The sequence below is a fragment of the Ruegeria sp. AF5 genome (assembly GCF_056541905.1).
Genome location: NZ_JBQFYZ010000004.1, coordinates 36,194 through 62,599, shown reverse-complemented (window position 1 = coordinate 62,599; position 26,406 = coordinate 36,194). Strand labels below are relative to the sequence as shown.

25 protein-coding genes and 1 tRNA gene are annotated in these 26,406 nt (G+C 59.7%); 19 read left to right on the top strand and 7 right to left on the bottom strand.

Annotation, left to right across the window (positions count from 1 at the left end):
- Positions 1–258: 258 nt before the first annotated feature.
- Positions 259–1,926 carry an energy-dependent translational throttle protein EttA gene (gene ettA / locus ACR0DS_RS08325; protein WP_010442471.1) on the bottom strand — a complete coding sequence of 556 codons (1,668 nt, stop codon included), beginning with the start codon at positions 1,924–1,926 and terminating at the stop codon, positions 259–261.
- A gap of 137 nt (positions 1,927–2,063) precedes the next feature.
- Between ettA and ACR0DS_RS08320 the strand changes: the two genes are divergently transcribed.
- The 3 genes from ACR0DS_RS08320 (at position 2,064) to dacB (ending at position 4,732) form a co-directional block, all read left to right on the top strand.
- Positions 2,064–2,534 (top strand): MOSC domain-containing protein, encoded by a 471-nt coding sequence (locus ACR0DS_RS08320; RefSeq protein WP_480558888.1) that lies wholly within the window; start codon positions 2,064–2,066, stop codon positions 2,532–2,534.
- Between the two features lie 32 nt (positions 2,535–2,566).
- Positions 2,567–3,187 (top strand): nicotinate-nucleotide adenylyltransferase, encoded by a 621-nt coding sequence (locus ACR0DS_RS08315; RefSeq protein WP_209507910.1) that lies wholly within the window; start codon positions 2,567–2,569, stop codon positions 3,185–3,187.
- A gap of 66 nt (positions 3,188–3,253) precedes the next feature.
- Positions 3,254–4,732 (top strand): D-alanyl-D-alanine carboxypeptidase/D-alanyl-D-alanine endopeptidase, encoded by a 1,479-nt coding sequence (dacB, locus tag ACR0DS_RS08310; protein ID WP_480558890.1) that lies wholly within the window; start codon positions 3,254–3,256, stop codon positions 4,730–4,732.
- 26 nt (positions 4,733–4,758) lie between these two features.
- Here dacB and ACR0DS_RS08305 read toward each other — a convergent pair whose 3' ends face one another.
- Positions 4,759–5,181: a tellurite resistance TerB family protein gene (locus ACR0DS_RS08305; protein ID WP_209507905.1), complete on the bottom strand. Its 423-nt coding sequence runs from the start codon at positions 5,179–5,181 to the stop codon at positions 4,759–4,761.
- A gap of 118 nt (positions 5,182–5,299) precedes the next feature.
- Entirely contained in the window at positions 5,300–5,776 is a 477-nt protein-coding gene (locus ACR0DS_RS08300; protein WP_480558892.1) for a hypothetical protein, read from the bottom strand.
- A 219-nt stretch (positions 5,777–5,995) separates the two neighbouring features.
- Here ACR0DS_RS08300 and ACR0DS_RS08295 point away from each other — a divergent pair, with 219 nt between their 5' ends.
- The 6 genes from ACR0DS_RS08295 (at position 5,996) to ACR0DS_RS08270 (ending at position 11,948) form a co-directional block, all read left to right on the top strand.
- Positions 5,996–7,570, top strand: coding sequence for a lysine--tRNA ligase (locus ACR0DS_RS08295; RefSeq protein ID WP_480486734.1), 1,575 nt, complete (start codon positions 5,996–5,998; stop codon positions 7,568–7,570).
- A gap of 48 nt (positions 7,571–7,618) precedes the next feature.
- Complete coding sequence (locus ACR0DS_RS08290; protein WP_480558894.1) at positions 7,619–8,020, top strand: DUF4864 domain-containing protein; 402 nt, start codon at positions 7,619–7,621, stop codon at positions 8,018–8,020.
- Positions 8,021–8,158: 138 nt separating this feature from the next.
- Positions 8,159–10,447 carry a glycosyl hydrolase family 28-related protein gene (locus tag ACR0DS_RS08285; protein WP_480558896.1) on the top strand — a complete coding sequence of 763 codons (2,289 nt, stop codon included), beginning with the start codon at positions 8,159–8,161 and terminating at the stop codon, positions 10,445–10,447.
- Positions 10,448–10,588: 141 nt separating this feature from the next.
- Positions 10,589–10,915 (top strand): antibiotic biosynthesis monooxygenase family protein, encoded by a 327-nt coding sequence (locus ACR0DS_RS08280; protein ID WP_480545942.1) that lies wholly within the window; start codon positions 10,589–10,591, stop codon positions 10,913–10,915.
- A 64-nt stretch (positions 10,916–10,979) separates the two neighbouring features.
- The gene (locus ACR0DS_RS08275) at positions 10,980–11,387 is read left to right on the top strand and encodes a universal stress protein (protein WP_267366111.1); all 408 of its coding nucleotides are present in this window, start codon (positions 10,980–10,982) and stop codon (positions 11,385–11,387) included.
- 102 nt (positions 11,388–11,489) lie between these two features.
- Positions 11,490–11,948, top strand: a complete 459-nt coding sequence (locus tag ACR0DS_RS08270; protein WP_480585716.1) for an excalibur calcium-binding domain-containing protein — start codon at positions 11,490–11,492, stop codon at positions 11,946–11,948.
- A 15-nt stretch (positions 11,949–11,963) separates the two neighbouring features.
- Here the strand turns inward: ACR0DS_RS08270 and ACR0DS_RS08265 are convergent, their stop codons facing one another.
- The 4 genes from ACR0DS_RS08265 to uvrB form a co-directional block, all read right to left on the bottom strand.
- A complete protein-coding gene (locus ACR0DS_RS08265) occupies positions 11,964–12,671 on the bottom strand; it encodes an ORF6N domain-containing protein (protein ID WP_480558900.1) in 708 nt (235 codons plus the stop codon).
- 110 nt (positions 12,672–12,781) lie between these two features.
- On the bottom strand, positions 12,782–13,573 hold the full coding sequence (locus tag ACR0DS_RS08260) for a formate/nitrite transporter family protein (RefSeq protein ID WP_480558902.1): 792 nt from the start codon (positions 13,571–13,573) through the stop codon (positions 12,782–12,784).
- A gap of 170 nt (positions 13,574–13,743) precedes the next feature.
- A complete protein-coding gene (locus ACR0DS_RS08255; protein ID WP_480558904.1) occupies positions 13,744–14,394 on the bottom strand; it encodes a hypothetical protein in 651 nt (216 codons plus the stop codon).
- 79 nt (positions 14,395–14,473) lie between these two features.
- On the bottom strand, positions 14,474–16,660 hold the full coding sequence (gene uvrB / locus ACR0DS_RS08250) for an excinuclease ABC subunit UvrB (RefSeq protein WP_480558906.1): 2,187 nt from the start codon (positions 16,658–16,660) through the stop codon (positions 14,474–14,476).
- Positions 16,661–16,929: 269 nt separating this feature from the next.
- Between uvrB and ACR0DS_RS08245 the strand changes: the two genes are divergently transcribed.
- The 10 genes from ACR0DS_RS08245 to ACR0DS_RS08200 all read left to right on the top strand — a co-directional run bounded on the left by ACR0DS_RS08245 (position 16,930) and on the right by ACR0DS_RS08200 (position 26,370).
- Positions 16,930–17,241 carry an ETC complex I subunit gene (locus tag ACR0DS_RS08245; RefSeq protein ID WP_209507877.1) on the top strand — a complete coding sequence of 104 codons (312 nt, stop codon included), beginning with the start codon at positions 16,930–16,932 and terminating at the stop codon, positions 17,239–17,241.
- The gene (locus ACR0DS_RS08240; protein WP_267366437.1) at positions 17,242–17,718 is read left to right on the top strand and encodes a GNAT family N-acetyltransferase; all 477 of its coding nucleotides are present in this window, start codon (positions 17,242–17,244) and stop codon (positions 17,716–17,718) included.
- Between the two features lie 21 nt (positions 17,719–17,739).
- Positions 17,740–17,816: transfer RNA gene (locus ACR0DS_RS08235), tRNA-Arg, on the top strand.
- 388 nt (positions 17,817–18,204) lie between these two features.
- Positions 18,205–19,218, top strand: coding sequence for an inositol 2-dehydrogenase (gene iolG / locus ACR0DS_RS08230; protein ID WP_480558908.1), 1,014 nt, complete (start codon positions 18,205–18,207; stop codon positions 19,216–19,218).
- A 124-nt stretch (positions 19,219–19,342) separates the two neighbouring features.
- Positions 19,343–20,263, top strand: a complete 921-nt coding sequence (locus ACR0DS_RS08225) for a sugar ABC transporter substrate-binding protein (protein ID WP_267364100.1) — start codon at positions 19,343–19,345, stop codon at positions 20,261–20,263.
- Between the two features lie 68 nt (positions 20,264–20,331).
- Positions 20,332–21,438 (top strand): ABC transporter permease, encoded by a 1,107-nt coding sequence (locus ACR0DS_RS08220; RefSeq protein WP_267364099.1) that lies wholly within the window; start codon positions 20,332–20,334, stop codon positions 21,436–21,438.
- 1 nt (position 21,439) lies between these two features.
- On the top strand, positions 21,440–22,261 hold the full coding sequence (locus ACR0DS_RS08215) for an ATP-binding cassette domain-containing protein (protein WP_209507866.1): 822 nt from the start codon (positions 21,440–21,442) through the stop codon (positions 22,259–22,261).
- A 151-nt stretch (positions 22,262–22,412) separates the two neighbouring features.
- Entirely contained in the window at positions 22,413–24,245 is a 1,833-nt protein-coding gene (gene iolD / locus ACR0DS_RS08210) for a 3D-(3,5/4)-trihydroxycyclohexane-1,2-dione acylhydrolase (decyclizing) (protein ID WP_480558910.1), read from the top strand.
- The gene (gene iolE / locus ACR0DS_RS08205; RefSeq protein WP_480558912.1) at positions 24,242–25,141 is read left to right on the top strand and encodes a myo-inosose-2 dehydratase; all 900 of its coding nucleotides are present in this window, start codon (positions 24,242–24,244) and stop codon (positions 25,139–25,141) included. Before iolD ends, iolE begins: the two co-directional genes overlap by 4 nt.
- 47 nt (positions 25,142–25,188) lie before the next feature.
- A complete protein-coding gene (locus ACR0DS_RS08200) occupies positions 25,189–26,370 on the top strand; it encodes a phytanoyl-CoA dioxygenase family protein (RefSeq protein ID WP_480558914.1) in 1,182 nt (393 codons plus the stop codon).
- Positions 26,371–26,406 lie beyond the last annotated feature (36 nt).

Below are 26,406 nucleotides of genomic sequence, written 5' to 3'. Positions count from 1 at the left end.
TTCGAACCAGCAGTCGGTGTATTCCGCGCCAGGAACGCTGAACGCACATCCATGCAACTGCAGCAATTCTCCATTTGTTTTGACAATTTCCACGATCCAATCTTCGGTTCGGCTGTCATCCGCGAAAAGCAGCTTGTTGGGCGAAAGAGGTCGAAGTGTCAACGAATATTCGTATTCGCCTATGACGAAATCAATCGTTCTCTCGCCGTCCAGAAAGGGGACGTCTTCAGGTATTCTTTCCCAAGTTCTTGACAAAGTTTACCGCGCAAACTTCTTATGCTTCAACCGCTTGGGCTCCAGCGCGTCCGGCCCCAACCGCCGCTTCTTATCCTCTTCGTAATCCTCGAAGTTGCCCTCGAACCATTCCACATGGGCATCGCCCTCGAAGGCCAGAATATGCGTGCAAATCCGGTCGAGGAAGAAGCGGTCGTGTGAGATGACGACGGCGCAGCCAGCGAAATCGACCAGCGCGTCTTCCAGTGCGCGCAGGGTTTCGACGTCGAGGTCGTTGGTGGGTTCGTCAAGCAGCAGGACGTTGCCGCCCTCTTTCAGCAGGCGGGCCATGTGGACGCGGTTGCGTTCACCGCCAGAGAGCAGCGAGACCTTTTTCTGCTGGTCGCCGCCCTTGAAGTTGAAGGACGAGCAATAGGCGCGGGAGTTGACCTGCGCGTCGCCCAGTTGGATGATCTCGGCGCCGCCGGTGATCGCCTCCCACACGGTGTCGTTGTCTTTCAGGTCGTCGCGGGACTGGTCGACATAAGACAGCTCGACCGTGTCGCCCAGCGTGATGGTGCCGCTGTCGGGCTGTTCCTGACCGGTGAGCATCTTGAACAGCGTCGATTTACCGGCACCGTTGGGGCCGATGACGCCGACGATGCCGCCGGGGGGCAGGGCGAAGTCCAGCCCTTCGATCAATTGCTTGTCGCCCATATGTTTCGACAGGCCCTCGACCTCGATCACCTTGCCGCCAAGGCGCTGGCCGTTGGGGATGACGATCTGGGCGCGGGTCAGCTTTTCGCGTTCGGACTGTTCGGCCAGTTCATTATAGGCGTTGATCCGGGCCTTGGATTTGGCCTGACGGGCCTTCTGACCCTGACGCATCCATTCCAATTCGCGCTGCAGGGTTTTCTGCTTGGACTTGTCCTCGCGGGCTTCCTGCTCCAGCCGTTTGGCCTTTTGTTCCAGCCATGCGGAATAGTTGCCTTCGTACGGAATGCCGCGGCCGCGGTCGAGTTCGAGGATCCAGCCGGTGATGTCATCCAGGAAGTAACGGTCGTGGGTGACGATCAGGATGGTGCCCTTGTAGTCGATCAGGTGCTGTTGCAGCCATGCAATGGTCTCGGCGTCCAGGTGGTTGGTCGGTTCATCCAGGAGCAGCATGTCGGGCGCTTCCAGCAGCAGCTTGCAGAGCGCCACGCGGCGTTTCTCACCGCCCGAGAGGTTGGCGATGTTGGCATCGTCCGGCGGGCAGCGCAGCGCTTCCATGCTGACGTCGATCTGGCTGTCGAGGTCCCAGAGGTTTTCCGCGTCGATCGCGTCCTGCAGGGTGGTCATTTCCTCCATCAGCTCGTCCGAGTAATTCTCGGCGATCTCCATGGCGATCTCGTTGAAGCGGTCGACCTTGGCCTTTTTCGCGGCGACGCCCAGCATGACGTTTTCGCGGACGGTGAGCGATTCATCCAGCTGCGGTTCCTGCGGCAGGTAACCGACCTTGGCGCCCTCGGCAGCCCAGGCCTCGCCGGTGAAATCGGTATCGAGGCCGGCCATGATCTTCATCAGTGTCGATTTACCGGCGCCGTTGACGCCGACAACACCGATTTTCACGCCGGGCAGAAAGCTGAGGTGGATGTTTTCAAAGCACTTCTTGCCACCGGGATAGGTCTTGGAGACACCCTGCATGTGGTAGACATATTGATAGGCGGCCATGTCGCGTCCTCTGGGTCGGGAAATTGGGTTGGAACGCTGGATATCCGAGCGGGGCGGGCGGGGCAAGCTGGTGGTTTTGTGAATTTCGTCCCGTATCTGCATGGGCTAGGTTTACCGGGCTGTATGAGGGGCATGAAGTGGTGGAACTGGCAGAACTAATATCAGGCTGGGCGAAGCCTGGACGGGTAGAGTGGATTGGCGTCCGGCCCGAGCGGCGGGTTGGGGTGGAGGTTGTGAGGGAGGCGGTGGTCTCGGCTGATGGGTTCGACGGCGACCGTAGCCGTGCCGGCAAGCGGGCGGTTTCTCTGATCCAGCAGGAGCATCTGGCGGCGATTGGGTCCTATCTGGGGCGGGGGCCGGTTGCGCCCGAAATCCTGCGGCGCAATCTGGTGGTTTCGGGGATCAACCTTGCCGCGCTCAAGGGGCGTGAGGTGCAGGTGGGCGAGGCCGTTTTGCGCTTTACCGTGATCTGTGCGCCGTGCAGCCGGATGGAAGAGGCGCTGGGCAAGGGCGGCTATTCTGCCGTGCGGGGGCATGGGGGATGGTGTGCCGAAGTTGTCAGGCCGGGGCGGGTTGCGCTGGGTGACGCCTTGCAACCGATTGATTGACAACGCGGCCCGGTTCTGAACATCAGCAGGTTATGGAGCGGTACGACATCCCATACGCGCGGCCCGGGCAGGTCGTTGGGCTGTTCGGCGGGTCATTCGATCCGCCGCATCGGGGCCATGTGCATGTAACGCGTGAGGCGATGAAGGCCTTTGGTCTGGATCGGGTGTGGTGGCTGGTGTCACCCGGCAATCCGTTGAAAGAGCGGGGGCCTGCGCCGATCGCGCGGCGGATGGCGGCGGCGCGTCAGGTGATGCAGCATCCGAAGGTGGATGTGACGGATATCGAGGCGCTGGTCGGCACGCGGGCGACGGCGGACACGTTGACAGCGCTCAGGCGGCTTTACCCGCAGGTGCGGTTTGTCTGGCTGATGGGCGCGGATAATCTGGCGCAGTTTCATCGCTGGAAAGACTGGCGGCTGATCATGGACACTGTGCCGGTGGGCGTGGTGGCGCGGCCGGGCGAGCGGATCTCGGCCCGGATGTCGCCTGCGGCGCGGGTCTATGCGAAGTACCGGATCGACGGGCAGGCGCGGCATCTTCTGGGGCAGGCACAGGCCCCGGCGTGGTGTTTCGTGAACGTGCCGATGATCGATGTCAGTTCGACTGAACTCCGGACGCGCGGCGAATGGGGCGCTGAAGTGTTGCCGGAATAGCCCCAACGGGCGCATAATCTAACACAGTGGTTGTGTGCTTTTGATCTGTGGGATTTTAATTCGGCTATGGCTGGTCGTTTTTCACGTCGATTGTTTCTGGGGGGATTGGGGGCGTCCCTGATCCCGGCAGCGGGCCTTGCGCAGGCGCCGCTTGTATCGCTGAGGCCGCAGGCGCGTGGGGTCATATTAAGTGGTGCCGAGCGATTGGTGGCCGCAGCAGGCCTGAAAGGCGAAGTTGTGTTTGCGGTTGCGGATGTGGCGACCGGGGCGCAACTGGAAGTTTTTGGTGAGGGCGCAAGTCTGCCCCCGGCCAGCGTTGGAAAGGCAATGACCGCGCTTTATGCGCTGGATGTTCTGGGGCCGGAACACCGGTTCGAGACTCGGCTGGTGGCGGATGGCCGGATCGAGAAGGGCGTTCTGCACGGCGATTTGATTCTGGTTGGGGGCGGCGACCCGCTGCTGGATACGGATGCGCTGGCCGCGATGGCGGCCAATTTGCGCGAGGCCGGGATTATCGAAGTGCGCGGCGCGTTCAAGGTTTATGACGGGGCGTTGCCTTATGTGTTCAGCATCGATCCCGAACAGCCGGATCATGTGGGCTATAGCCCGGCCGTCAGCGGCATTTCCCTGAACTTCAATCGTGTCCATTTTGAATGGAAACGCGCAGGCAATGGCTATGACATAACCATGGATGCCCGCAGCGAGCGATATGTGCCTGCGGTGGATGTCTCGGCCATGCGGGTCGAGGATCGCAGCCTGCCGATCTATACCTATCAGGCAAGCGCGCGGCAGGATCGCTGGACCGTGGCCAAGGGCGCGTTGGGCAATGGCGGGGCCCGCTGGTTGCCGGTGCGCAAGCCCGCTTTGTACGCGGGCGATGTGTTTCGCACCTTGGCGCGGTCGAACGGGATCGTTTTGAAGCGTGTTCAGGTGACTCGCCAGAGCGTGCGGGGTGTTGATCTTGTGGTGCATCGCAGCGACAGTTTGGACCATGTCCTGCGCGGGATGCTGAAATACTCGACCAACCTGACGGCCGAGATGGTCGGGCTGGCCGCGACCAGGGCGCGCGGTGTTGACCCGCACACCCTGGCGGAATCGGCAGCCGAGATGAACCGGTGGGCCGCCAGTCGTTTCGGCGTGACCGGGATCGCCATGGTCGATCATTCGGGACTAAGCGATGCCTCGCGCATGGTACCGGCGGATTTGGTTGCGGCCCTTGTTGCAACACAGAAGTCGGGGATGTTGCGGCCCCTGATGAAACCTTTTGCACTGACCGACCGGAACGGGCGGCCCGTCAAGAACCACCCGATCAAGGTTGATGCCAAGACAGGGACATTGAACTTTGTATCCGGGTTGGGTGGTTTCCTGACAACTGCGGACGGGGTCGATCTGGCATTCGCGATATTCACCGCCGACGTGGACCATCGCGCAACGATCCCACGCGCGCAGCGTGAGCGCCCGGATGGCGCACGCAGCTGGAACAGCAGATCACGAAAATTGCAGCGCGCCTTGCTGGAGCGCTGGGGGTCACTTTACGGAAGCTGAAACCTGAAACCGGCCTGAAGCGGGCGTCAGACGGTGTGGCGCGCCCGGGCCCCGCGCTCGATCGCGGCCGCGTGCAGGCGGTCGATGTTCAGCTCGTACCGGATTTCTTCCAGCAGGCGCAGTTCGGATTCGGCCAGCGTTCCGTCAGCGGCGGCGACGTCACAGGCCAGAGCATAGGCCGTTTCGTTCAGGCGTTCGGGCAGGTTGTCCCGGATCAGGCCAAACAGCGCATCCAGCCCGTCTTCCTGTTCGAACAGGTCAAACACGACCTGCGACACGTGGCGCATCCGGTCGATGTCGTACCCGGCGAAAACCGGCAACATGTTCACGGCGACCTCGATCTTTACCAGCTCGGCGGTTCGGATGGTTTCGTCGGAGGCCGAGATCGCAACCATGATCGCCACAAGGCAATCCTGTGGGGACATCGGGTGGGGAACTTGCTCGGTCATTCGGGGCATCCTGCTTGGGTGTTTCTGATCGCGCACGATATGAGGGGGGGCGGTGAGGTTCAACACCTAGCTCGTGATTTGAGGCGGAAAAGCAGGTTCTGGGGGTTAGGAATTCTGTTTAACCCCGGTCGGGCATAACCCGGAGGTGCCGGAGCATGGTTTTCTCTGAAGCATTTTTGTGGTCAATCCGTGCGAGATAGTTCTGTGCCCGCTCAACCGGGTCATATCTGTACCGGTCGGGGCCAAGAAACTTGCGTGCATTCAGATCTGCGGTACTCAGAAGGTCGAAATTCACCAGTTCCAGCCAGCAATTCCACCCTTCATCATATTCGCCGGCCCAATTGTTCGTGTAATACCTGACAAGCCGGTTCCGGATCGTATACCCGTGGCAATCGAACGCGAGCAAGCCATTGGTGACGTAAATGTGGCTTCCGGCAAACCCTTCGGCAGGGACAATTCTTTCTGCATAAAAACCGGGCAGAGGCGACATCTTCAGATAGACGCCAGCGAGTATGTGGCAGGCGCCATTGCCGAAGAATATACGGTCCGGAAGCGCCCACCTGCGCTCGGGGTCTTTCTTAACACCGGGTTTCATTCTGTACATGAGTTGCTTTCGCGCCTGGACGTGGAGGCAGAAGGGTCGTGTGCCTATTGGGAAAACTGACAGTCCTTGCGGGGTGGCGCCAGTGATCTGGTGCCGCAGGATCGCGAAAAGTGTTGCCTGTCATTGACTCATGCTGCACTGGCACAATAGGAGGGGCCGGTCGGGTTGCGTGGTGCAGCCGCGACCGTTTCCCCAATGGAGCACATTGAAATGTCTGAACTGCGCGAAACCGCGATGTCGTCCAAGGCCTGGCCCTTTGAAGAGGCGCGCCGGTTGCTCAAACGCTATCAGAAAGGTGCTCCGGAAAAGGGGTATGTGCTGTTTGAAACCGGATATGGCCCGTCGGGCCTGCCGCATATCGGCACGTTCGGCGAGGTGGCGCGGACCACGATGGTCAAGCGTGCCTTTGAGGCGCTGTCGGACATCCCGACCAAGCTGATCTGTTTTTCGGACGATCTGGACGGGATGCGCAAGGTTCCCAGTAACGTGCCGAACCCCGAGGCGTTGGAAGAGCATTTGCAGCGCCCGCTGACCTCGGTTCCTGATCCGTTTGGCGAGTATGACAGCTTTGGCGAGCACAACAACGCGATGCTGCGCCGGTTCCTTGATACCTTTGGGTTTGAATACGAGTTCTATTCGGCGCGAGACTTTTATCGCTCGGGCCAGTTCGACGAGATTCTGAAGCGTGCGGTTGAACGCTATGACGACGTGATGGCCATCATGTTGAAAAGCCTGCGGGAAGAACGCCAGCAGACCTATTCGATCTTCCTGCCGATCCACCCGGAAACCGGGCGGGTTCTGTATGTGCCGATGAAAAAAGTCTGCGCCGAGACCTACACCGTCACCTTCGATGATGAAGACGGTAAGGAATGGACCGTTCCCGTCACTGGCGGCAACGTGAAGCTGCAATGGAAGCCGGATTTCGGGGCACGCTGGGCGGCACTGGGCGTTGATTTCGAGATGTACGGCAAGGAACACGCGACCAACGAAAAGATCTATGACGGGATCTGCCGGGCCTTGGGTGGACGCGCGCCCGAGCATTTCAGCTATGAGCTGTTTCTGGACGAGAACGGACAGAAGATTTCGAAATCGTCGGGCAATGGTGTCTCGATCGACGAATGGCTGACCTATGCGCCGACTGAGTCGCTGGCTTATTTCATGTACCAAAAGCCCAAGACGGCCAAGAGGATGCATTTTGACGTGATACCGAAAGCCTATGATGAGTATCATCAGCAGCTGCGCGCCTATCCGGGGCAGGACCTGAAGGCGCAGTTGAACAACCCGGTCTGGCATATTCACGGCGGTGACGTGCCGGAGTCGACCCTGATCGTTCCCTTTGCGATGCTGCTGAATCTGGCATCGGTTTCCGGTGCCGAAGACAAGGAGGCGCTGTGGGGCTTTATTCGCCGCTATGCGCCCGAGGCAACGGCAGAGAGCCATCCCGATCTGGACAAGGCAGCCGGTTTCGCCGTGCGGTACTTCAACGATTTCGTCAAGCCGACGCGCAAGCATCGCGCGCCGACGGATCAGGAGCGCGAGGCGCTGGAAGCGCTGAAGGCGGCGCTTGAGGCATATGATGGCCCGACCGAAGATGAAGCGTTGCAATCGGTGGTCTATGCCATCGGACGCGAGCGGTTTGATCCGATGAAAGGGTGGTTCTCGGCGCTTTATGAGGTGCTGCTGGGGGCCTCGCAAGGGCCGCGTTTCGGGGGTTTTATTGCGCTTTACGGCGTGCCCGAGACCATCGCTCTGATCGACAAGGCTCTGGCCGGAGAGCTGGTCTGATTTGACCTGAACCAGCATGGGGCTATCCTTGGAACAGGAGGTGGCCCCATGCGTCGACTACTGCTTGCATTATCCCTGAACGCCGGGCTGGCGTCGGGCGCATTTGCGCAGAGTGCCGAGATCGAGGCTAATATCGCGGCACAGATACAGGCCTTCCGGGCGGATGATTTTGCCACCGCTTTCACCTTTGCCAGCCCCAGCATCCAGCGTCTGTTCCGAAACGCCGACAATTTCGGCGCGATGGTGCGCAATGGCTATCCCATGGTCTGGCGCCCCGCCGATGTGCGTTTTCTGGAACTGCGCGAGGTCGATGGCGCGCTGTGGCAGAAGGTGATGATTACGGACGGTAACGGGCGGGTGCATCTTCTGGACTATCAGATGATCCCGCTGACGGAAGGCTGGAAGATCAACGGGGTGCAACTGTTGGGTGCCGCTGACCCTGCGGCCTGAGGCAACACCACCGTCACGGTGAGATGAGCCGTGGTTAATTCCTTTTCGATATCCAGACTGTCGCGTTCGGGGCGGACCTGAACACGGGGTTTGAACGCGTCGCCGGATTTGCGCGACGCGATTGGGAAAGGGTTTTCAATGAACAAGGCAATCACCGACGGCATCGTGTTCATGCCGCCTCAATTCGCGAATGGTCTGACGGTCTGGTCTGCGGGGGACGGAACGCCCGGGTCGCCCACATATGGCGGGTCCGGCACGGGCGTGTTTGTTCCGGCGGATGCGGATTTTGCCGGTTGTCTTGAGATCCTGAAGGTCAACACAACCCAGCAATTGCGTTACATGGGGCAGACGCCGATCCTGCCCGGTTGCTATTTGCAGATCAAAGCCCGGGTCAAGGCGATCAGCGGCCCGTTGCCGTCGGTGCGCATAGCAGCCTGGGCCGGTGGCGCGGGTGATGTGCATGTGGCCGGTGTTGTGGAACAGGGGCCTGCCACCCAGCTGTCGGGCTATGGCACGGTTCACGAGATCACCGCGATTGTCGGCACCGGCCAGCGCCCGGGCGTGGACATGCCCTGGGGGCTTGCCGCCCTTTACGGGCATTTCGGCCTGGATATCGAAGGGGCCAACGGCGCGCTGGTGCGTGTCGATGATCTTGAGATCACCGATGTCACCGGGTTCTTTCTGCGCGAGATGATCAGCCTGGTCGATGTGCGCGACTTTGGTGCCGTTGGTGATGGTGTGACGGATGACTCGGTTGCGTTTGAGGCGGCGGATCAGGCGGCCGGTGGCCGCCGGGTCTTTGTTCCGCAAGGCATCTATCACCTTGCGGAAAACACCAGCATCGATGCGGAGATTGAATTCGAAGGCACCGTCACCATGCCGGATGACAAGATGCTGTTGCTGACCAAGGATTTCCATCTGCCCGCATATATCGAGGCGTTCGGAGATGAGGAGCTGGCCTTCAAGAAGGCGTTTCAGGCTCTGCTGAACAACTCGGACCACGACTCGCTGGATCTGGGCGGGCGCAAGATTTCCGTTTCCGCGCCGATCGACATGGCCGCTGCGGTTCCCAACAAGCAAAGCGGCTTTTCCACGCGGCGCGTGATCCGTAACGGGCAGTTCGATGTCAAAAGCGGTACCGCCTGGGACACCGAAACCTTCACCTCTGTCGCCACCTATGACCCGTCGGACAAGACACGCCTGACCAATGTCGCCAATGTGGCCAATATTCCAGTAGGATCGCTGGTTGAAGGCAGTGGTGTCGGGCGTGAGGTTTACGTGCGCTCGAAAAACATAGGTGCCGGTGAGATAACCCTGAGTGCACCCATCTATGACGCCGCCGGTACCCAGACCTTTACCTTTCAGTCGTTCAAATACCTGCTGGATTTCAGCGGTTTCGATACGTTGCGGAAATTCGGCATGGAACAGATCGAGTTTCAGTGCAACAGCCGGTGCAGCGGTATTCGTCTGGCGGCCTCGGGCAGTACGTTTTCGTTGAAAGACTGTTTTATCAGTCGCCCGAAGGATCGGGGCCTGACCTCGACCGCGACGGGGTGCAAGGGGCTGCTGATCGACAATTGCCAGTTCCTGTCCTCAGAAGAAGCGCTTGACGTGACGGACCGGAATTCCATCGGGCTGAACACCAACTCGAACGATGTGAAGCTGCGTCACAATCAGGCGGTGCGGTTCAAGCATTTTGCCGTTCTGGGCGGCGGTACTAATTTGGTTCTGGGCAACCATTTCTTTCAGGGCGATGGCATCCCGCAAGGGGTCCGCACCGCAGGGCTGATCATGATCGGCACCTACAACACTTCGACCATTGCCGAGAACTATGTCGACAACTGCTTTATCGAATGGACCAACGAACGCGATGCGGCGCCGAATTATACCAGTGGTTTCTCGTTCAGTTCGATGAGCATCACGGACAATATCTTTTTCTCAAGCGATGCACCGGCCTGGTTCAGTTATATCATCATCCGCCCCTATGGCGCTGGCCATTACCTGAATGGCGTGACGGTGACCGGCAACAAGTTCCGCGCCACCAGCGGTTCGATTGAGCGGGCGGAACGGGTCGATACGTCTTTTGCCGATCTGGACAATAACAGGCATTCGAACGTGACCTACGAGAACAATACCTATCACGGGATTGGCAAGAGATCCTCGAACCCGCTGCGCATCCGCAGCCAGCAGAACTCGGTCGCGAATGTCTGGACTGTTTCGGCAAACGGCGAATTGCCATTTGGCGGCAAGGCGCGCGGCTGCGACGGGGTCACTGCCATCGGGTCGCTGACCGGGGTGTTCAACAACCTTGTCTATTCGGCCCCTCATGTTCTGACCGAACAGGGGGTCAGTGGCGACAGTCTTATTCTGCGCTGGCCGGATCACCTGAAAGGCGAAGTCTCGGTCACGATGCGAATGGAGCGTTGAAACAGCGGCTGGCCGCCCATTCCGGGGTGGGCAGCCGCCTGACAAACGGGCGCAGAAAAGCGCTGATTGGCGCATCGGCAAGGAAATAGGCGACGTTTCAATCTGATGTGCTAGGCTTGGGGAAAGAAATGGAGAATCCCGATGCCGAAAATCGCCAAAAACGCCAGTGTTCAGACAGTTATCACCACGTTTGAAATGACGCCCGGCACCTGTCAGGACCTTTTGGAAGCGCTGACCGACGCCTATTCCGAGTTCATCTCAAAGCAGCCCGGCTTTGTTTCCGCGGGGCTTCATGTGAATGATGCGCAAACCCGGATCGCCAACTATTCGCAATGGCAACGCCGCGAGGATTTCCTGGCCATGCTGCGGACCCCCGAGATGCGCGACCGCAACCGCAAGATCAACGAGCTGTGCAAGAGCTTTGAGCCGGTCATGTATGACGTTGCAGAGACATTTGGCTTTACCTGACCTGAATCAAAGCCTGCCGTGCATGTCTGTTTCAAAGTAAGTCTGCAAAACGGAGGCGCATGCTATGTATCACAACATTCTCGTTCCGATCTCTTTCGATGCTGAAAGAGACACGTCCGGGCCGTTGAAACTGGCCCGGGTTCTGGCCACGCCGGACGCGCAGGTCACATTGCTGCATGTGGTTGAGCATATTCCGAATTATGCAATCTCGTACATGCCGGCGGAATATCTGTCCGAGGCCCGAAAGGCGATTCAGTCAGAGCTGGATACGCTGGCGTCGCAATTGCCGAATGCAACGGGCATGGTGGTCGAAGGGCATTCCGGCCGGACCATTCTGGACTGGGCCGAGGCGCATCACCCGGACCTGATCATCGTGGCCTCGCACCGGCCGGGGATGCAGGATCTGCTGTTGGGGTCAACCGCGTCCCATATCGTGCGCCACGCCCCTTGTGCGGTGCATGTGGTCCGGTAACGGTCGGACATCACTGGCAGTAAGCAAAATTGTGCCTGTGCGGGCGGTGGTTTCGGGCCGGGCCAGATTTTTTGAACCCGGTGGAACTGCGTTGCCTCGGCTTTGCCACATATTGCCCTTATGGGTCGGGGCATGTTGTTCAAGAAACCAACGCAGGAAGCACCTGATCTGAACCCGCGCTCGGCCAAACGGCATCTGCGCGCCGAGGCGGCGCGGCGGCAGGCGCTGTCCCCGCTGCGGATACTGATCATGGTTCTGCTGCTGCCGCTGACGACCGCGCTGATTGCCACGGGTGTCTTTCTGCGCACCTCGGGCTATGAGCGGGACGAGGCGGTGATCCACCTGATCGCGCTGGCGGGATGTGATGCGACACAGGCCATGGGGATCGGGCCATTCCGCGCAGGGCAGCCGGGCTATCATGAGCGCAACGACCCGGATGGTGACGGGGTGGCCTGCGGGTATGCCGAGCTGGAGCTGCCACGCGCGACCACCGTGCAGGCACAGGACCAGCCGAAGCCGCGCGAACGGTCGGTGGGAAGCGCCAAGTTCGTGCGCCCCTGAATTCGGGGGAAGGGTCTAGCCTTTCATCGCCTGTAGCAGTTCCAACAACCCTTTGCGGTCGTCGTCACTGGCATAATCGCCGGTGGCCAGCCGTTCGGCGATTCGCAGGCGCAGGCGTTCCTGTTGGGTGCGGACCTCTTCCCCGGCGGTTTCGGCCAGCGTCTTCATGATCACCGCCACGGCCTGTTGGCGTTTGGTGGTGGGGTTGGCGATGTAATCGACAAGGCTCTGCTGCCCGGAATCGAGGATGTTTTCAGCCAGTTCGCGCAGTTGGTCGCCATTGGGTAGCAGCGGGGTAGGGGCCTGTTCGGGCGGCAGGATTTCCGGCACGCTGCGCGGGGTCTCGGCCAGGGCGTTCGCGCCATCGACAAAGGCTTCGGTGATCATCCGCGTGATCTTGATCGCGCGCGGGTCCTTGAACAGGGCCGAGGCGATGGCCACGCCGTAATCGGTATAGACCCACGGGTTGACCCTCCGCCCGCCGCGGCCTTTGGGTTTTGAGATCACAAATTGTGATTGCAAATCAGCGACCTCGGCATCGGTCAGCTGAAATCGGTAGCCTTCGAACAGGTCGGTGTTTCGCGACACCGCCTGATTGAAGGCACTGACGGATTTTCCGTAGAACTGCGCCAGATCCTCGGCCAGCACCACACGGGTGCCGCGCACCCTGTGAATGGCACTTTGCACCTCATGCGCGCTGGGCAGGTTTTTCGGGTTCGTCATGGCAGCCGTTTGGAATCACAATTTGTGATTTCAAACGTGGAGGAGGGTGGGGCGGGGTGCAAGGGTGGAGTGTGGGGATCTCCTTGCCCTAAACCTGATAAACCGCGTGCTCAGCCGGGCGTATTGCGCAGATAGGCAAAGCGATAGGCAAGCGCGACGCCGCCTGCGCCGCCGACAATATTGCCGATCGTGACCCAGAACAGGTTGCCCATGGCCGCGCCCAAACCGAAATCGGCACCGGCAAGCGCGCCCTGCGGCAGCAGGTACATATTGGCGACCGAATGTTCGAGCCCCAACAGGACAAACGCTGCAATGGGCCAGAGTACCGCCATGACCTTGCCCACCACCGATCTGGCCGCGAAGCTCAGCCAGACAGCAAGGCAGACCAGCGCGTTGCACAGAACGCCGCGCGTAAAGGCTTGGGTGGCCGAGAGGTCGGCCTTGCCATTTGCGATTGCTGATGCGGTGGCCCCCATGGGCCCGTCCAGCAAACCGGTTGCAGCGAAGGCCAGAGCCAGCGCGATGGCCCCGGCCAAATTCCCGAGATACACGAGGCCCCAGTTGCGCAGCAGGGCGCGCGGCGAGATTTTCCGGTCCACCGCCGCGATGGTCATCAGGGCATTTCCGGTGAACAGCTCGGCCCCGCCGACGACCACAAGGATCAGGCCCAGCGAGAACACGACCCCACCCAGAAACCGGGCTGGTCCAAACCCCGGGTCAACGCCGGTCATGACCATGGTATAGGCGGCCCCGCCGAAGCCGATGAACACGCCCGCGAGTATCGCCAGAGTCAGTGTCTGGCTGACCGTGAGATGTGCCTTGGCAACACCGGCGGTTTCAACCAGCTCGGCGATCTGGGCGGGTTTGTAGGCGTCAATTCCGGTTGGGTTCTGTGTTTGCATGGGACCCACTTTGCCGACGCATTCGCGTTTCGACATTGATTGGGATCAAAGTTGACTGGTGTCAGGGTCAGGTCCAGCAACCCGTTAGGGCAGGCGTTTGGAGTCACGATTTGTGATTTTAGACGTGGCGGAGGGTGGTGCGGGGTGCAAGGGTGGAGTGTGGGCGCGTCTTATCCGTCGATACATACACTCATGACTCGTTCTTTGGTGTCGCCGCCGTAACGGGTGGTGGCTGGCAACGCGACCCAGTCCCTACGTTTGTAACTCCACAGATACGGCCAGTTTTCGCTGTCACAGGCTACGCCATGTGGGGGCTTGTAACCGTCGGAGTGCTCTCGAATGGACTTGAACAAAGACGAACGTTCTATGATGCGTAACTCGGATGCTTTCGCATATCTTTTCATTTGCCATTGCACTTGCAGGTTTTGCAACGCGACCGGACATATCACTGTAAGCATTGCGCCAACAATTATAGGCGGTATTTTTGCCTTGCCCGGCATGATCGCAGCGGCTGCGGCCACCAAAAACAGTAAAATCAACGCCGCAAAGATAAAAACAAAAAGTCTCGCGGTTAAAGCATCTCCCAGTAAGAATAGGATTGAGGCCGGCCATACAGCGAGCGCAAATATTCGTAAGCCGCTAAAGTTCGAATCTACTCCAAGTCCCCAGATGATCATCAAAAGGAGCACGAACCATAGCATTGATAAACTTCTGCCGGGCGACGCTTCGCGCCATCCTGCGAGCACACTTATCCATACCCAAACCATTGCTAGGAGTGAAATTGTTCCGAGCAGCCCAACTACAATAAGAAGCGTGATCAAAATACTTTCCTAAATCGATTGTCTAAGAAGATAGATTTCCTGCTTTGAGGCAAATTGCAACCATCGGTTGTGTGTAAGGCTACCTCTTCCGCCGCTTCACATTCCCACCCCGCTGCCCCGGTCTGCCAGCCGTTGACCGACCGCGCGATTTAACCGCGTCCTCCGAGGCTTTTTCCACCGCCCATTGGCGGGCCATGGGGTCGTCGGCGATGGCCAGATCGACCGCTTCCAGGCGTTTGATTTCATCCCGGATGTTGGCGGCCTCTTCGAATTCCAGGTTCTCGGCGGCTTTGCGCATCTGGTCGCGCAGCCCGTTCAGGTGCGCCTCGAGGTTGGCGCCGTGCATTGGTTTGTCGATGGTGGCGGTGACGCGGTTCATGTCCACGTCGCCCTCATACAGCCCGGCCAGAACATCCTCGACATTCTTTTTCACGGTCGCGGGCGTGATACCGTGTTCCTCGTTATAGGCCATCTGCTTGGCGCGGCGGCGGTCGGTTTCGGCCAGCGCGCGTTCCATCGAACCGGTGATCTTGTCGGCATACATGATCACCCGGCCCTCGGCGTTGCGCGCGGCGCGGCCGATGGTCTGAACCAGCGAGGTCTCGGACCGCAAAAAGCCTTCCTTGTCGGCGTCCAGAATGGCGACCAGCCCGCATTCGGGGATGTCGAGCCCTTCACGCAGCAGGTTGATGCCGACCAGCACGTCGAAGGCGCCCAGACGCAGGTCGCGCAGAATCTCGATCCGTTCCAGCGTGTCGATATCGGAATGCATGTAGCGGACCTTGATGCCCTGTTCGTGCAGGTATTCGGTCAGGTCCTCGGCCATGCGTTTGGTCAGCGTCGTGACCAATGTGCGATAGCCATCGGCGGCGACCTTGCGCACCTCGTCCAGCAGGTCGTCGACCTGCATCGACACGGGGCGGATTTCGACTTGCGGGTCCAGCAGGCCGGTGGGGCGGATCACCTGTTCGGTGAAGACGCCGCCTGTCTGGTCCAGCTCCCACGCCGCCGGGGTGGCCGAGACGAAGACGGATTGCGGGCGCATGGCATCCCATTCCTCGAACTTCAGGGGCCGGTTGTCCATGCAGGACGGCAGGCGGAATCCGTGTTCGGCCAGCGTGAACTTGCGCCGATAGTCGCCCCGGTACATGCCGCCGATCTGCGGTACGCTGACATGGGATTCGTCAGCAAAGACGATGGCGTTGTCGGGGATGAATTCGAACAGGGTTGGTGGCGGTTCGCCCGGAGCGCGGCCGGTCAGATAGCGCGAATAGTTCTCGATCCCGTTGCAGACGCCGGTGGCCTCGAGCATTTCCAGATCGAAATTGGTGCGCTGTTCCAGCCGCTGCGCCTCGAGCAGTTTGCCTTCGCCGACCAGCTGGTCGAGGCGCGTCCGCAGTTCTTTTTTGATCCCGATGATGGCCTGCTGCATCGTCGGTTTCGGCGTCACGTAGTGGGAGTTCGCATAGACCCGGATATGGTCCATCGTGTCGGTTTTTTCGCCGGTCAGCGGGTCGAATTCGGTGACCTGTTCCAGTTCCTCGCCGAAGAAGGACAGTTTCCAGGCGCGGTCTTCGAGGTGGGCGGGCCAGATTTCCAAACTGTCGCCCCGCACCCGGAACGAGCCGCGCTGAAACCCCTGATCGTTACGGCGGTATTGCTGGGCCACCAGATCGGCCATCACCTGCCGCTGGTCGTATTCGTGACCGACCTTCAGATCCTGCGTCATCGCCCCGTAGGTTTCGACCGAGCCGATACCGTAGATGCAGCTGACCGAGGCGACGATGATCACGTCATCGCGTTCCAGCAACGCCCGCGTGGCCGAGTGGCGCATCCGGTCGATCTGTTCGTTGATCTGGGATTCTTTTTCTATGTAGGTGTCAGAGCGCGGCACATAGGCTTCGGGTTGGTAATAGTCGTAATAGGACACGAAATATTCCACCGAGTTTTCGGGGAAGAAGCCCTTGAACTCACCATATAGCTGCGCCGCCAATGTCTTGTTGGGGGCGAGGATGATGGCCGGACGCTGGGTTTCTTCAATCACCTTGGCCATGGTGAAGGTCTTGCCCGTTCCGGTCGCGCCCAGCAGCACCTGATCGCGTTCCCCGTCCAGCACGCCGCCTGCCAGTTCCTTGATCGCCGTGGGCTGATCGCCCGCCGGGTTGAATTCGGTATGCATCACGAATTGTCGGCCGCCTTCCAGTTTCAGGCGCGCGCGCACGTCTTCGGCGGTCAGTTGGGTCTTGTCGGAATGGGCGTAAGGCATTGGCAGGCTCCGGGCGTCAGGCCCTTACATTTGTTCTTATTTTGTCCAACTGCAAGGGCCGATCCGGATTCATTGCCCGCTATGCGGTCTGAGGCCGTGCGACGGGTGAGACGGTGTGATGTTCTTGCGTTTGTTTGGCGAGACCCTATTCCGACCTGATGACAGTTTCTGGCATGAGTTCGCAGGCGGAGCCGCGACAATTGCAATCTTGCCCCCGGGCGCGCTCTGACGCATAAACGGGCTCAGCCAAGTGAGTACGGAGAGGCGACATGCGCGCACGGATCTACCAGCCCGCAAGAAATGCGATGACCTCGGGGATGGCCAAGACCCGCAAATGGGTTCTGGAATACGCCCCGGCCTCGGCGCGCGAGGTTGATCCTCTGATGGGCTGGACGTCGTCCAGTGACACGCAGGCTCAGGTGCGCCTGAAGTTCGACACGAGGGAAGAGGCGCTGGATTATGCCAAGGCCCACGGTATCGATGCGCAGGTCAGCGAGCCGCACAAGCGCAAGCCCAATCTGCGCGCGCGGGGCTATGGCGAGAATTTCGCAACCGACCGGCGCGGCCCCTGGACGCACTGAATGATCGAAATCCGAGAGGCTGACCCGACATCGGACGTATTGCGCCCGATTGTCGATGCGCATTTTGCCCATGGTGAAACCGCGGGACCCGCGGAAAGCAACCACACGATGGATGCTGAAGCCTTGGCCGGGCCGGGGGTGCGGTTCTGGGCCATTTTTGACGGACAGCAGCCATTGGGATGCGGTGCGCTGAAAGCGCTGCCCGATGGAACCGCCGAAGTAAAATCAGTGCATATTCTGGCGCAGGCAAGAGGGCGCGGGCTGGCGCGCGTGCTGATGGTGCATCTGGCTGAACAGGCCGGCGCAGAGGGGTGCGAGGCTTTGGTTCTTGAGACCGGGGCGAGCCATCTTCGCGAATATGATGCCGCCCGCAAGCTGTATGAGTCGCTGGGATATTCCTATTGCGGGCCTATCTTTGGATATGTTGATGATCCCAACAGCGCATTCATGCGCTTGCCTCTTGAACCCCGCGGGTAAAAACCGCAAGAAGGGCGCAGCGGTCCCTTAGCTCAACTGGATAGAGCAGCTGACTTCTAATCAGCAGGTTGAGGGTTCGAGTCCTTCAGGGATCGCCATTTGCAAACCAGATCTATACCGGACATGCGCCTGCTTTGGTCGGCGCGTCGTGATCTTGTGGCTGTTTGGTGTGGTATGAGGGGCTGGACGAGGGGGTCATGCCAGCCCCTCTAAGGGGGTCACAGAGTGGTAGTATGTGTTCCTTACGTACAATCTAACGTGATTCACCGTGCGGCGATATTGGGGGATTCCCGTAGGTTGGCATTTGCGCGGAAATATGCGTGTCAGGCAGTGCAATCCTGTTGAGATCAGATCGGGTTTTTGCGCGGTATTCGTGTTGAGGCTGTAGAAGCCGCTGGCAAATCCGGGGGTGATGCAAAAAATATATTGCAACCGGTTGCAAAGAAAATCATTGTTACGCACAACAACAAGATTCGGGAGAGCTGCATGTTGAGGGTCGGATTGCTGGGTGCCGGGCGTATTGGGCGCGTTCATGCGCAGGCCATATCTTCCCATCCGGGGAGCAGGCTGTGTGCGATATCCGATGCGCTGCCCGAGGCGGCGAACAGCCTCGCGGATGAATATGGGGCCGAGGCACGCAGTTCAGAAGAAATTATCGCTGATCCCGAAATTGACGCGGTTCTGATTGCAACGCCGACGGATACGCATTCCGACCTGATCGAGGCGGCCACGGGCGCTGGCAAAGCCGTTCTGTGCGAAAAGCCCGTCGATCTGAGCCTTCAGAGGGCACAGGACTGTCTGAGCGCCGTAGCGGGGCGCGGCAAACCTGTCATGATCGGGTTTAACCGGCGGTTCGATCCTAATTTTGCGGCTTTGAAGGCCGGTTTGGACGCAGGTGAAATCGGCAAGGCCGAACTGTTGTCGATCACGTCATTTGACCCGGCACCGCCTCCGGTCAGCTATGTAAAAGTGTCCGGAGGACTGTTTCGGGACATGATGATCCACGATTTTGACATGGCGAACTTTCTGATGGGGGATGTGCCTCAGACCGTCACGGCGGTGGGATCGTCGCTTGTGGATGCGGAGATCGGCGCGGCAGGCGATGTGGATACGGCTGTGGTCACAATGACTTACGCAGACGGCCGGATTGCGGTCATCAAGAACTCGCGCCGGGCGGCCTATGGCTATGATCAGCGGGTCGAGGTGCTGGGTTCGGAAGGGTTGTTGCAGGCGCATAACATGCTGGAAAACACCGTCGTGAAATCGACGGCAGATGGCGTTGTGGGCGCAAAGCCGACTTATTTCTTTCTGGAACGCTACATGCCGGCCTACCGCGTGGAATGGGCCGCATTTGTTGATGCCGTCAGCGGCGGTTCCAACGTTCCCGTCACGTTGCAGGATGGTGTGGCGGCGCTGGCGATGGCCGAGGCCGCGACCCTGTCAGCGCAGACGGGAAAGCCCGTCCGGATGGAGGAAATTTTGAAACCGGTTGCAAAATGACCAAAATTCTTCAAACTAACAACAGCTCGGCCCTGCGCCGCAGCCACTGAGATTCGGCACAGCCGGATGATTGGGGCCGGTACCCCAACAGAAGATCAGACTGAACCAATGGGAGGAAACTGAAATGAAGAAATTCGTTAAAGGTGCACTTGCCGCGGGGGCACTGGCCCTGGCTACACCCGCTCTTGCGCAGGACATCGTGGTCGTATCGCATGGCCAGGCCAATGACGCATTCTGGAACGTCGTGAAGAACGGTGTTGAACAGGCTGGCAAGGATGTCGGTGTGAATGTGGAATACCGCGCACCGGAAACCTTCGACATGGTGGCCATGTCGCAGCTGATCGACGCTGCCGTGAACCAGGAACCCGATGGCCTGATCGTTTCGATCCCGGATGCGGATGCGCTTGGCCCGTCAATCGAACGTGCCGTTGCCGCAGGCATCCCGGTGATCTCGATCAACTCGGGGTCGGATGTGTCGAAACAGCTGGGTGCGTTGCTGCACGTGGGTCAGGACGAGTTTGACGCAGGTAAAGCTGCGGGTGAACAACTGGCTTCGATGGGGGGCAAAACCGCGATCTGCGTAAACCACGAAGTGGGCAACGTTGCGCTGGACCTGCGCTGTGCAGGTTTCGCGGAAGGCTTTGGCGGTAATGTCGAAGTTCTGCCGACCTCGAACGATCCGTCGGAAATCGAGTCGAAAGTCTCGGCTGCTCTGGCTGCTAACGAAGCCGTCGATACGGTCATGGCGCTGGGTGCAAGCTCGGCTGGTGAGCCGACTGTTGCCGCTGTCAAAGCATCGGGCCGTGACGTGAATGTTGCGTCCTTCGACCTGTCGGCCAACTTCCTGCAATCGATTGCGGATGGCGACGCGGCCTTTGCCATCGACCAGCAGCAGTATCTGCAAGGGTACCTGTCGGTGAACTTCATGGGCCTGCACGCCAAATACGGCCTGATGCCCGGTGGTAACGTTCCTTCGGGTCCGAACCTGATCACTCAGGACAAGGCCGCGCAGGTGATCGAGCTGTCCGCGCAGGGCATCCGCTGATCCATACCGCAACCTGAACAAAACGGGGCGGCGCGTTGGCGCCGTTCCCACCCAAGTGGGAGGAAACGATGAGTGACTCAGCGCAAATCGCCGGGGACGAAAGGGTCAAGAAAGAACCTTTCATGACCAAGCTCATGAAACGGCCCGAACTCGGTGCAATGGCGGGCGTCGTTCTGGTGGTCATCTTCTTTGCCATCACAGCAGACGATTCGATGTTTACCCTGGCCGGGGTCATGAACTTCATGACACCTGCGGCACAGCTGGGCATTCTGGCAATCGGTGCGGCCCTTCTGATGATCGGCGGCGAGTTTGATTTGTCCATCGGTTCCATGGTGGCGTTTGCGGGCCTGTTTTTCGGCGTCTGTGTGGTGACATGGCAGTTGCCACTGATCATTGCGATCCCCATGACATTTGTATTCGCGGCATTTGTCGGGGCAGTGAACGGCAATATCGTCATAAGATCCGGCCTGCCGTCCTTTATCGTGACGCTGGCTTTCCTGTTTATTCTGCGCGGTCTGTCGTTGGTTGGCCTCAAGGCGGCGACCGGAGGGTCGACCCAGTTGCGCGGTGTGCGTGACGTGGTCGAAAACGACTGGCTGGCGCCGTTCTTTTCGGGTGAAGCCTTTGGCAGCCTGTTTGCCTGGCTGGCGGCCAACGGCATGATTGATACCTTCAAAAGCGGAGCACCCAAGGTACCCGGCGTCCCGGTCGAAATCCTGTGGTTCATCGTGCTGGCATTGGCAGCCACCTACGTGTTGCTGCGGACCCCGGCCGGAAACTGGATTTTCGCGGCGGGCGGTGACAGCACTGCGGCATCGAATTCAGGTGTTCCCGTGAGCAAGATCAAAGTGTCCCTGTTCATGCTGACCGCCTGCTGTGCTGCACTTGTTGCCATCATTACGGTGATCGACGCGGGCTCGACCGACGCGCGGCGCGGTTTCCAGAAAGAATTCGAGGCGATCATCGCCGCCGTGATCGGAGGTTGCCTGCTGACGGGCGGATATGGCTCGGCCATCGGGGCGTTCTTTGGGTCGATCATCTTCGGCATGGTTGTCATCGGACTGACCTATACGGATTTCGATCAGGACTGGTTCCAGGTGTTCCTGGGCGCGATGCTGCTGATTGCCGTTCTGTTCAACAACGCGATCCGCAAACGCGTAACCGGGGAGCGCTGATATGACCGAAGATACCAAGTTCCACCACGGCGATGCGGCGGGTGATCAGGCCCCCATCGTGGAAATGAAGGATATCGAAAAGCACTTTGGCAACATCATCGCATTGGCGGGTGTCAGTTTCGACGTCAAGCCGGGTGAATGCCACTGCCTGCTGGGCGATAACGGCGCGGGTAAATCAACCTTCATCAAGACCATGTCCGGGGTACATAAACCCACCAAGGGCGAGATCTATTTCGAAGGCAAGCCGCTGCATTTCGACACCCCTCGGGATGCGATGGAGGCAGGTATCGCGACCGTGTTCCAGGACCTTGCGATGATCCCGCTGATGAGCGTCACGCGCAACTTCTTCATGGGGCGCGAGCCGACCAAGGGTAAGGGTTTGCTGAAGCGGTTCGATGTCGAACACGCGAATGAGGTCTGCATGGAAGAGATGCGCAAGATGGGCATCAACCTGCGCGGGCCGGATCAGGCGGTTGGCACCCTGTCTGGGGGGGAACGGCAGACCGTCGCCATTGCCCGCGCCGTGTACTTTGGTGCCAAGATCCTGATCCTGGACGAACCGACCTCGGCCCTGGGTGTGCGCCAGACCTCGAACGTGCTGGCCACCATCGACAAGGTGCGCAGTCAGGGCGTTGGCGTGGTGTTCATCAGCCACAACGTGCGTCACGCGCTGGCGGTGGGCGACAGGTTCACCGTTTTGAACCGGGGCAAAACGCTGGGCACAGCAACGCGTGGCGAGATCACGCCAGAGCAGTTGCAGGACCTGATGGCAGGCGGTCAGGAAATGGCCGAGCTTGAAGGATCGCTGGGCGGTACGGTTTAAAGTTCAGAACTTGGATGCCCCAATGGGGCATCCATCGGGCGGTGGCACGTGACGCCACTCTTTATTCAGGCTTTGATACAAAAGCTGGCATCTTCGCAAATGAGAAAACCCGCAGGCCGCCAAAGGCGGAGCTGAGTTGAAAGGGATCATGATGAGCAAGAAAGTCCGACTGACCGCGGCGCAGGCTCTGGTGCGCTATCTGGGCGCGCAGATGAACGAGGCCGGAGAGCCCTTTATCGCAGGTGTCTGGGCGATTTTCGGCCACGGCAATGTGGCCGGTCTGGGCGAGGCGCTGCACGGTGTGAAAGACAGCCTGCCCACCTATCGCGGTCACAATGAACAAACGATGGCACATTGTGCGATTGCCTATGCCAAGCAGTTGGGGCGCAGGCGTGCGATGGCGGTCACTTCGTCCATCGGGCCGGGGGCCACCAACATGGTTACCGCTGCGGCGCTGGCCCATGTGAACCGCCTGCCGGTTTTGTTGCTGCCCGGTGACGTGTTCGCCACGCGTGGCCCTGACCCGGTCTTGCAGCAACCCGAAGTGTTCTCGGACGGAACTATTAGTGCAAATGACTGTTTCAGACCGGTCAGCCGGTATTTCGACCGCATCACGCGGCCGGAGCACCTGTTGACGGCGCTGCCGCGTGCCTTCCGCACCATGACGGACCCGGCGGATTGCGGTCCGGTGACGCTGGCCTTTTGTCAGGACGTGCAGGCCGAGGCTTATGATTATCCCGAAAGCTTTTTTGACCCGCGCGTCTGGTATCAGCGCCGCATTCGTCCGGATGAAGGTGAATTGGCACGAGCCGTGGCCGCAATCAAGGCAGCCAGGCGCCCTGTGATCGTGGCTGGGGGCGGTGTGCATTATTCGGATGCGACCACCGCGTTGCAGCGCTTTGCCGAGGCACACAACGTGCCGGTGGCCGAGACGCAGGCCGGTAAGTCCGCGCTGGCCTGGGATCACCCCCTGAACCTTGGTCCGATTGGCGTCACCGGCGGTGAGCCTGCCAATGATATCTGCGCCGAGGCTGATCTGGTGCTGGGCGTCGGCACCCGGTTTCAGGACTTCACCACAGGGTCTTGGGGATTGTTCGCAAACCCCGAGCGGGAGTTGATCAGCCTGAACACCGCCGCCTATGACGCGGCAAAGCACGGCGCGATGCCGCTGCAGGCTGACGCCCGCGTAGGGCTTGGTGAACTGAGCGGTGCGTTGGGCGGTTACCGCGCGCCTGATATGCCTGCAACGCTGAAACCCGAGTGGTTTGCCAAGGTCGACGCATTGACCGACGCGCCGGTGGACAGCAATGCGCTGCCCACGGACATGCAGGTGATTGGTGCCGTGCAGCGGGCGGCCAATGAAAACACCGTTGCCATGTGTGCCGCAGGCACGATGCCGGGTGAGCTGCACAAGCTGTGGAAGGCACCGCGCCCCGGTGCCTATCACATGGAATATGGCTTCAGCTGCATGGGGTATGAGATCGCCGGTGCCATGGGCATCAAGTTGGCCCAGCCCGACCGCGACGTGATCTGCTTTACCGGTGACGGCACATATATGATGGCGAATTCCGAAATGGCGACGGCGGCGATGATGGGGATTTCGTTCACCGTTGTGGTCACCGACAATCGCGGCTTTGGCTGCATCAACCGTTTGCAGATGGGAACCGGCGGGGCCGAGTTTAACAACCTGCTGGATCACGCGGTCGGCGGCGAAAATTCGGTGATCGACTTTGCCAAACATGCCGAAGCCATGGGGGCGACCGCGCTCAAGGTCAGCTCGATCACCGAGCTTGAGGAGGCACTGGCTAAGCGAAGTGACATCAAAGGCCCCTATGTGGTGGTGATCGACACCGATCCCTACCCATCGACCGAATATGGCGGAACGTGGTGGGAAGTGGCGGTGCCCGAGGTCAGCATCCGTCCGGAAGTAAACGAAAAACGTGCGGCCTATGAGGTCGCCATCAAGGAAAGAAACACGAAATGAGCGTGAAGATCGGTATCTCTCCGATTGCCTGGCAGAATGACGATCTGCCGGACCTGACCGCAGCTTACACGATGGAGCAGGCGCTGAAAGAAGCGCGCGAGATCGGCTATACCGGTGTTGAACGGGGCCAGCGGATGCCCGGCGACACCGAAGGGTTGCGCGCCTATCTGGAGGCCAATGACATCGCGTTGTGTGGCGGCTGGTGCTCGGGCAGTACTCTGGTCAATGACCTGGACGCCGAAATCGCTGTCGTGCGTGAACAGGTCGAACAGTTTGTTGCGCTGAACAGCCCCTGCATCGTTTACGCCGAGTGTTCCAATACCGTCCAGGGGCAGATCGGAACGCCGGTCAATGACCGCCCGAAGCTGTCCAAAGACGAGGTTCTGGCCTATGCGGCCAAGCTGACCGAGCTTGCCAAATGGATGGCAGATCAGGGTATGCCGATGGCCTATCACCATCACATGGGCACGATCATCGAAAGCGAAGATGAGGTGAACTGGCTGATGCAGGGTTCAGGCCCCGAACTTAAGCTGTGTTTCGATACGGGCCATCTGCTATTTGGCGGTGGCGACGTGATGGCCACGCTGAACCGTTGGGGCGACCGGGTGCATCACGTGCATTTCAAGGACATCCGTCCAGACATCGTGCAGGACACGCGCGAGAACAATCGCAGCTTTCTGGATGCCGTAATTGCCGGGGCATTCACCGTGCCGGGTGATGGGTGCATCGACTTTCAGGCCGTAGCCAACGCGTTGAAAGCAATGGATTACAGCGGCTGGATCGTGGTCGAGGCCGAGCAGGACCCCGCCAAGGCGCCGCCCTATGAGTACTCCAAATTGGGCTATGACCACATCGTCGAGGTTTGCGGCAAGGCAGGGTTGGAGATCACCGTTTAATCACCGCCCCTCGGGGCAACACCGAAGCCATGAAAGAGGAGTTTGTCATGGTACATCAAGACCTTGGATATGTCGGCTATTTTGACCGGGAATCCTGTGATCTGGATGAATTCAAGGTGTTGACTTCGCAAAACCTGACAACCGGTGCGGTGCCTCATGCCGCATCGGTGCAAAAGAACGTTCCGATCTATGATATGCACGCTCTGCGCCCGGCGCTGGAGAAGGCAGATCAAAGAAAAGCGCTGCTGGCGGAATGGGCAGGCGTGTTGGACAAATCTGCGGGTGTGATCGTTCTAAAAGGCGCATTTGCGGATACGTCCGTGATCGACCGGGCGACGGCTGTGTTCCAGCAGATCATCGTGGAAGAACGTCAGGGCGGGGCCGGAGAAGGCGACCACTTCGCGGCCTCGGGCGCGAATGACCGGATATGGAACGCATTGCAGAAACAGTGCTTGCGCGACCCCGAAGGCTTTGCACTCTATTTCGGGAATGTGGCCATTGCAGCGGCTTGCGAGGCGTGGCTGGGGCCGAACTATCAAATGACCGCGCAGATCAATCAGGTGCGCCCCGGCGGCAAGGCACAGCAGGCGCATCGGGATTACCATCTGGGCTTTCAAACCGCCGACAGCGCCGCCCGGTATCCGGCCCATGCCCATCTGGTGACGGCTTCGCTGACCTTGCAGGGGGCGGTTGCGCATTGCGATATGCCCGTGGAAAGCGGTCCAACCAAATTGTTGCCCTTTTCGCAGCTTTATGCGCCGGGATATCTGGCCTTTCACGATGCGGCACACCGGGCGTTTTTCGAAGAGAACTACATTCAGTTGCCTCTTGAAAAGGGGGATGCCGTTTTCTTCAATCCGGCGCTGTTCCACGCTGCCGGGGAAAACAGCAGTGCGGATATTCAGCGGATGGCGAACCTGTTGCAGGTCTCGTCTGCCTTCGGTCGTGCGATGGAGATGGTTGACCGGCAGTCCATGTCGCAGGCGGTGTTTCCGTCGCTGGTCGCCCTGAAACAACGGGGGGCGCTAAGTGCGGCAGAGCTGAATGCCGCTATTGCCGCAACGGCTGAGGGCTATCCGTTCCCGACCAATCTGGACACCGACCCGCCGATTGGTGGTAACGCGCCTGAAAGCCAGGCCGACATATTGCACCGGGCCGTATCGGAAGGGTGGGCCGAGGCCCGACTGTCCGAGGCGCTTTCGGCCCTGCAAGCACGGCAAGCGGCCTGAGGGCGATACAGGCGGGCCGTTTAGGCCCGCCCAATA

What these genes read in the sequence shown, in the direction of transcription:
- ettA (WP_010442471.1), bottom strand. Translation starts at nt 1,926, where the DNA reads ATGGCCGCCTATCAATATGTCTACCACATGCAGGGTGTCTCCAAGACC.
- ACR0DS_RS08315 (WP_209507910.1), top strand. Translation starts at nt 2,567, where the DNA reads ATGGAGCGGTACGACATCCCATACGCGCGGCCCGGGCAGGTCGTTGGG.
- dacB (WP_480558890.1), top strand. Translation starts at nt 3,254, where the DNA reads ATGGCTGGTCGTTTTTCACGTCGATTGTTTCTGGGGGGATTGGGGGCG.
- ACR0DS_RS08305 (WP_209507905.1), bottom strand. Translation starts at nt 5,181, where the DNA reads ATGACCGAGCAAGTTCCCCACCCGATGTCCCCACAGGATTGCCTTGTG.
- ACR0DS_RS08300 (WP_480558892.1), bottom strand. Translation starts at nt 5,776, where the DNA reads ATGAAACCCGGTGTTAAGAAAGACCCCGAGCGCAGGTGGGCGCTTCCG.
- ACR0DS_RS08295 (WP_480486734.1), top strand. Translation starts at nt 5,996, where the DNA reads ATGTCTGAACTGCGCGAAACCGCGATGTCGTCCAAGGCCTGGCCCTTT.
- ACR0DS_RS08290 (WP_480558894.1), top strand. Translation starts at nt 7,619, where the DNA reads ATGCGTCGACTACTGCTTGCATTATCCCTGAACGCCGGGCTGGCGTCG.
- ACR0DS_RS08285 (WP_480558896.1), top strand. Translation starts at nt 8,159, where the DNA reads ATGAACAAGGCAATCACCGACGGCATCGTGTTCATGCCGCCTCAATTC.
- ACR0DS_RS08280 (WP_480545942.1), top strand. Translation starts at nt 10,589, where the DNA reads ATGCCGAAAATCGCCAAAAACGCCAGTGTTCAGACAGTTATCACCACG.
- ACR0DS_RS08275 (WP_267366111.1), top strand. Translation starts at nt 10,980, where the DNA reads ATGTATCACAACATTCTCGTTCCGATCTCTTTCGATGCTGAAAGAGAC.
- ACR0DS_RS08265 (WP_480558900.1), bottom strand. Translation starts at nt 12,671, where the DNA reads ATGACGAACCCGAAAAACCTGCCCAGCGCGCATGAGGTGCAAAGTGCC.
- ACR0DS_RS08260 (WP_480558902.1), bottom strand. Translation starts at nt 13,573, where the DNA reads ATGCAAACACAGAACCCAACCGGAATTGACGCCTACAAACCCGCCCAG.
- uvrB (WP_480558906.1), bottom strand. Translation starts at nt 16,660, where the DNA reads ATGCCTTACGCCCATTCCGACAAGACCCAACTGACCGCCGAAGACGTG.
- ACR0DS_RS08245 (WP_209507877.1), top strand. Translation starts at nt 16,930, where the DNA reads ATGCGCGCACGGATCTACCAGCCCGCAAGAAATGCGATGACCTCGGGG.
- ACR0DS_RS08240 (WP_267366437.1), top strand. Translation starts at nt 17,242, where the DNA reads ATGATCGAAATCCGAGAGGCTGACCCGACATCGGACGTATTGCGCCCG.
- iolG (WP_480558908.1), top strand. Translation starts at nt 18,205, where the DNA reads ATGTTGAGGGTCGGATTGCTGGGTGCCGGGCGTATTGGGCGCGTTCAT.
- ACR0DS_RS08225 (WP_267364100.1), top strand. Translation starts at nt 19,343, where the DNA reads ATGAAGAAATTCGTTAAAGGTGCACTTGCCGCGGGGGCACTGGCCCTG.
- ACR0DS_RS08220 (WP_267364099.1), top strand. Translation starts at nt 20,332, where the DNA reads ATGAGTGACTCAGCGCAAATCGCCGGGGACGAAAGGGTCAAGAAAGAA.
- ACR0DS_RS08215 (WP_209507866.1), top strand. Translation starts at nt 21,440, where the DNA reads ATGACCGAAGATACCAAGTTCCACCACGGCGATGCGGCGGGTGATCAG.
- iolD (WP_480558910.1), top strand. Translation starts at nt 22,413, where the DNA reads ATGAGCAAGAAAGTCCGACTGACCGCGGCGCAGGCTCTGGTGCGCTAT.
- iolE (WP_480558912.1), top strand. Translation starts at nt 24,242, where the DNA reads ATGAGCGTGAAGATCGGTATCTCTCCGATTGCCTGGCAGAATGACGAT.
- ACR0DS_RS08200 (WP_480558914.1), top strand. Translation starts at nt 25,189, where the DNA reads ATGGTACATCAAGACCTTGGATATGTCGGCTATTTTGACCGGGAATCC.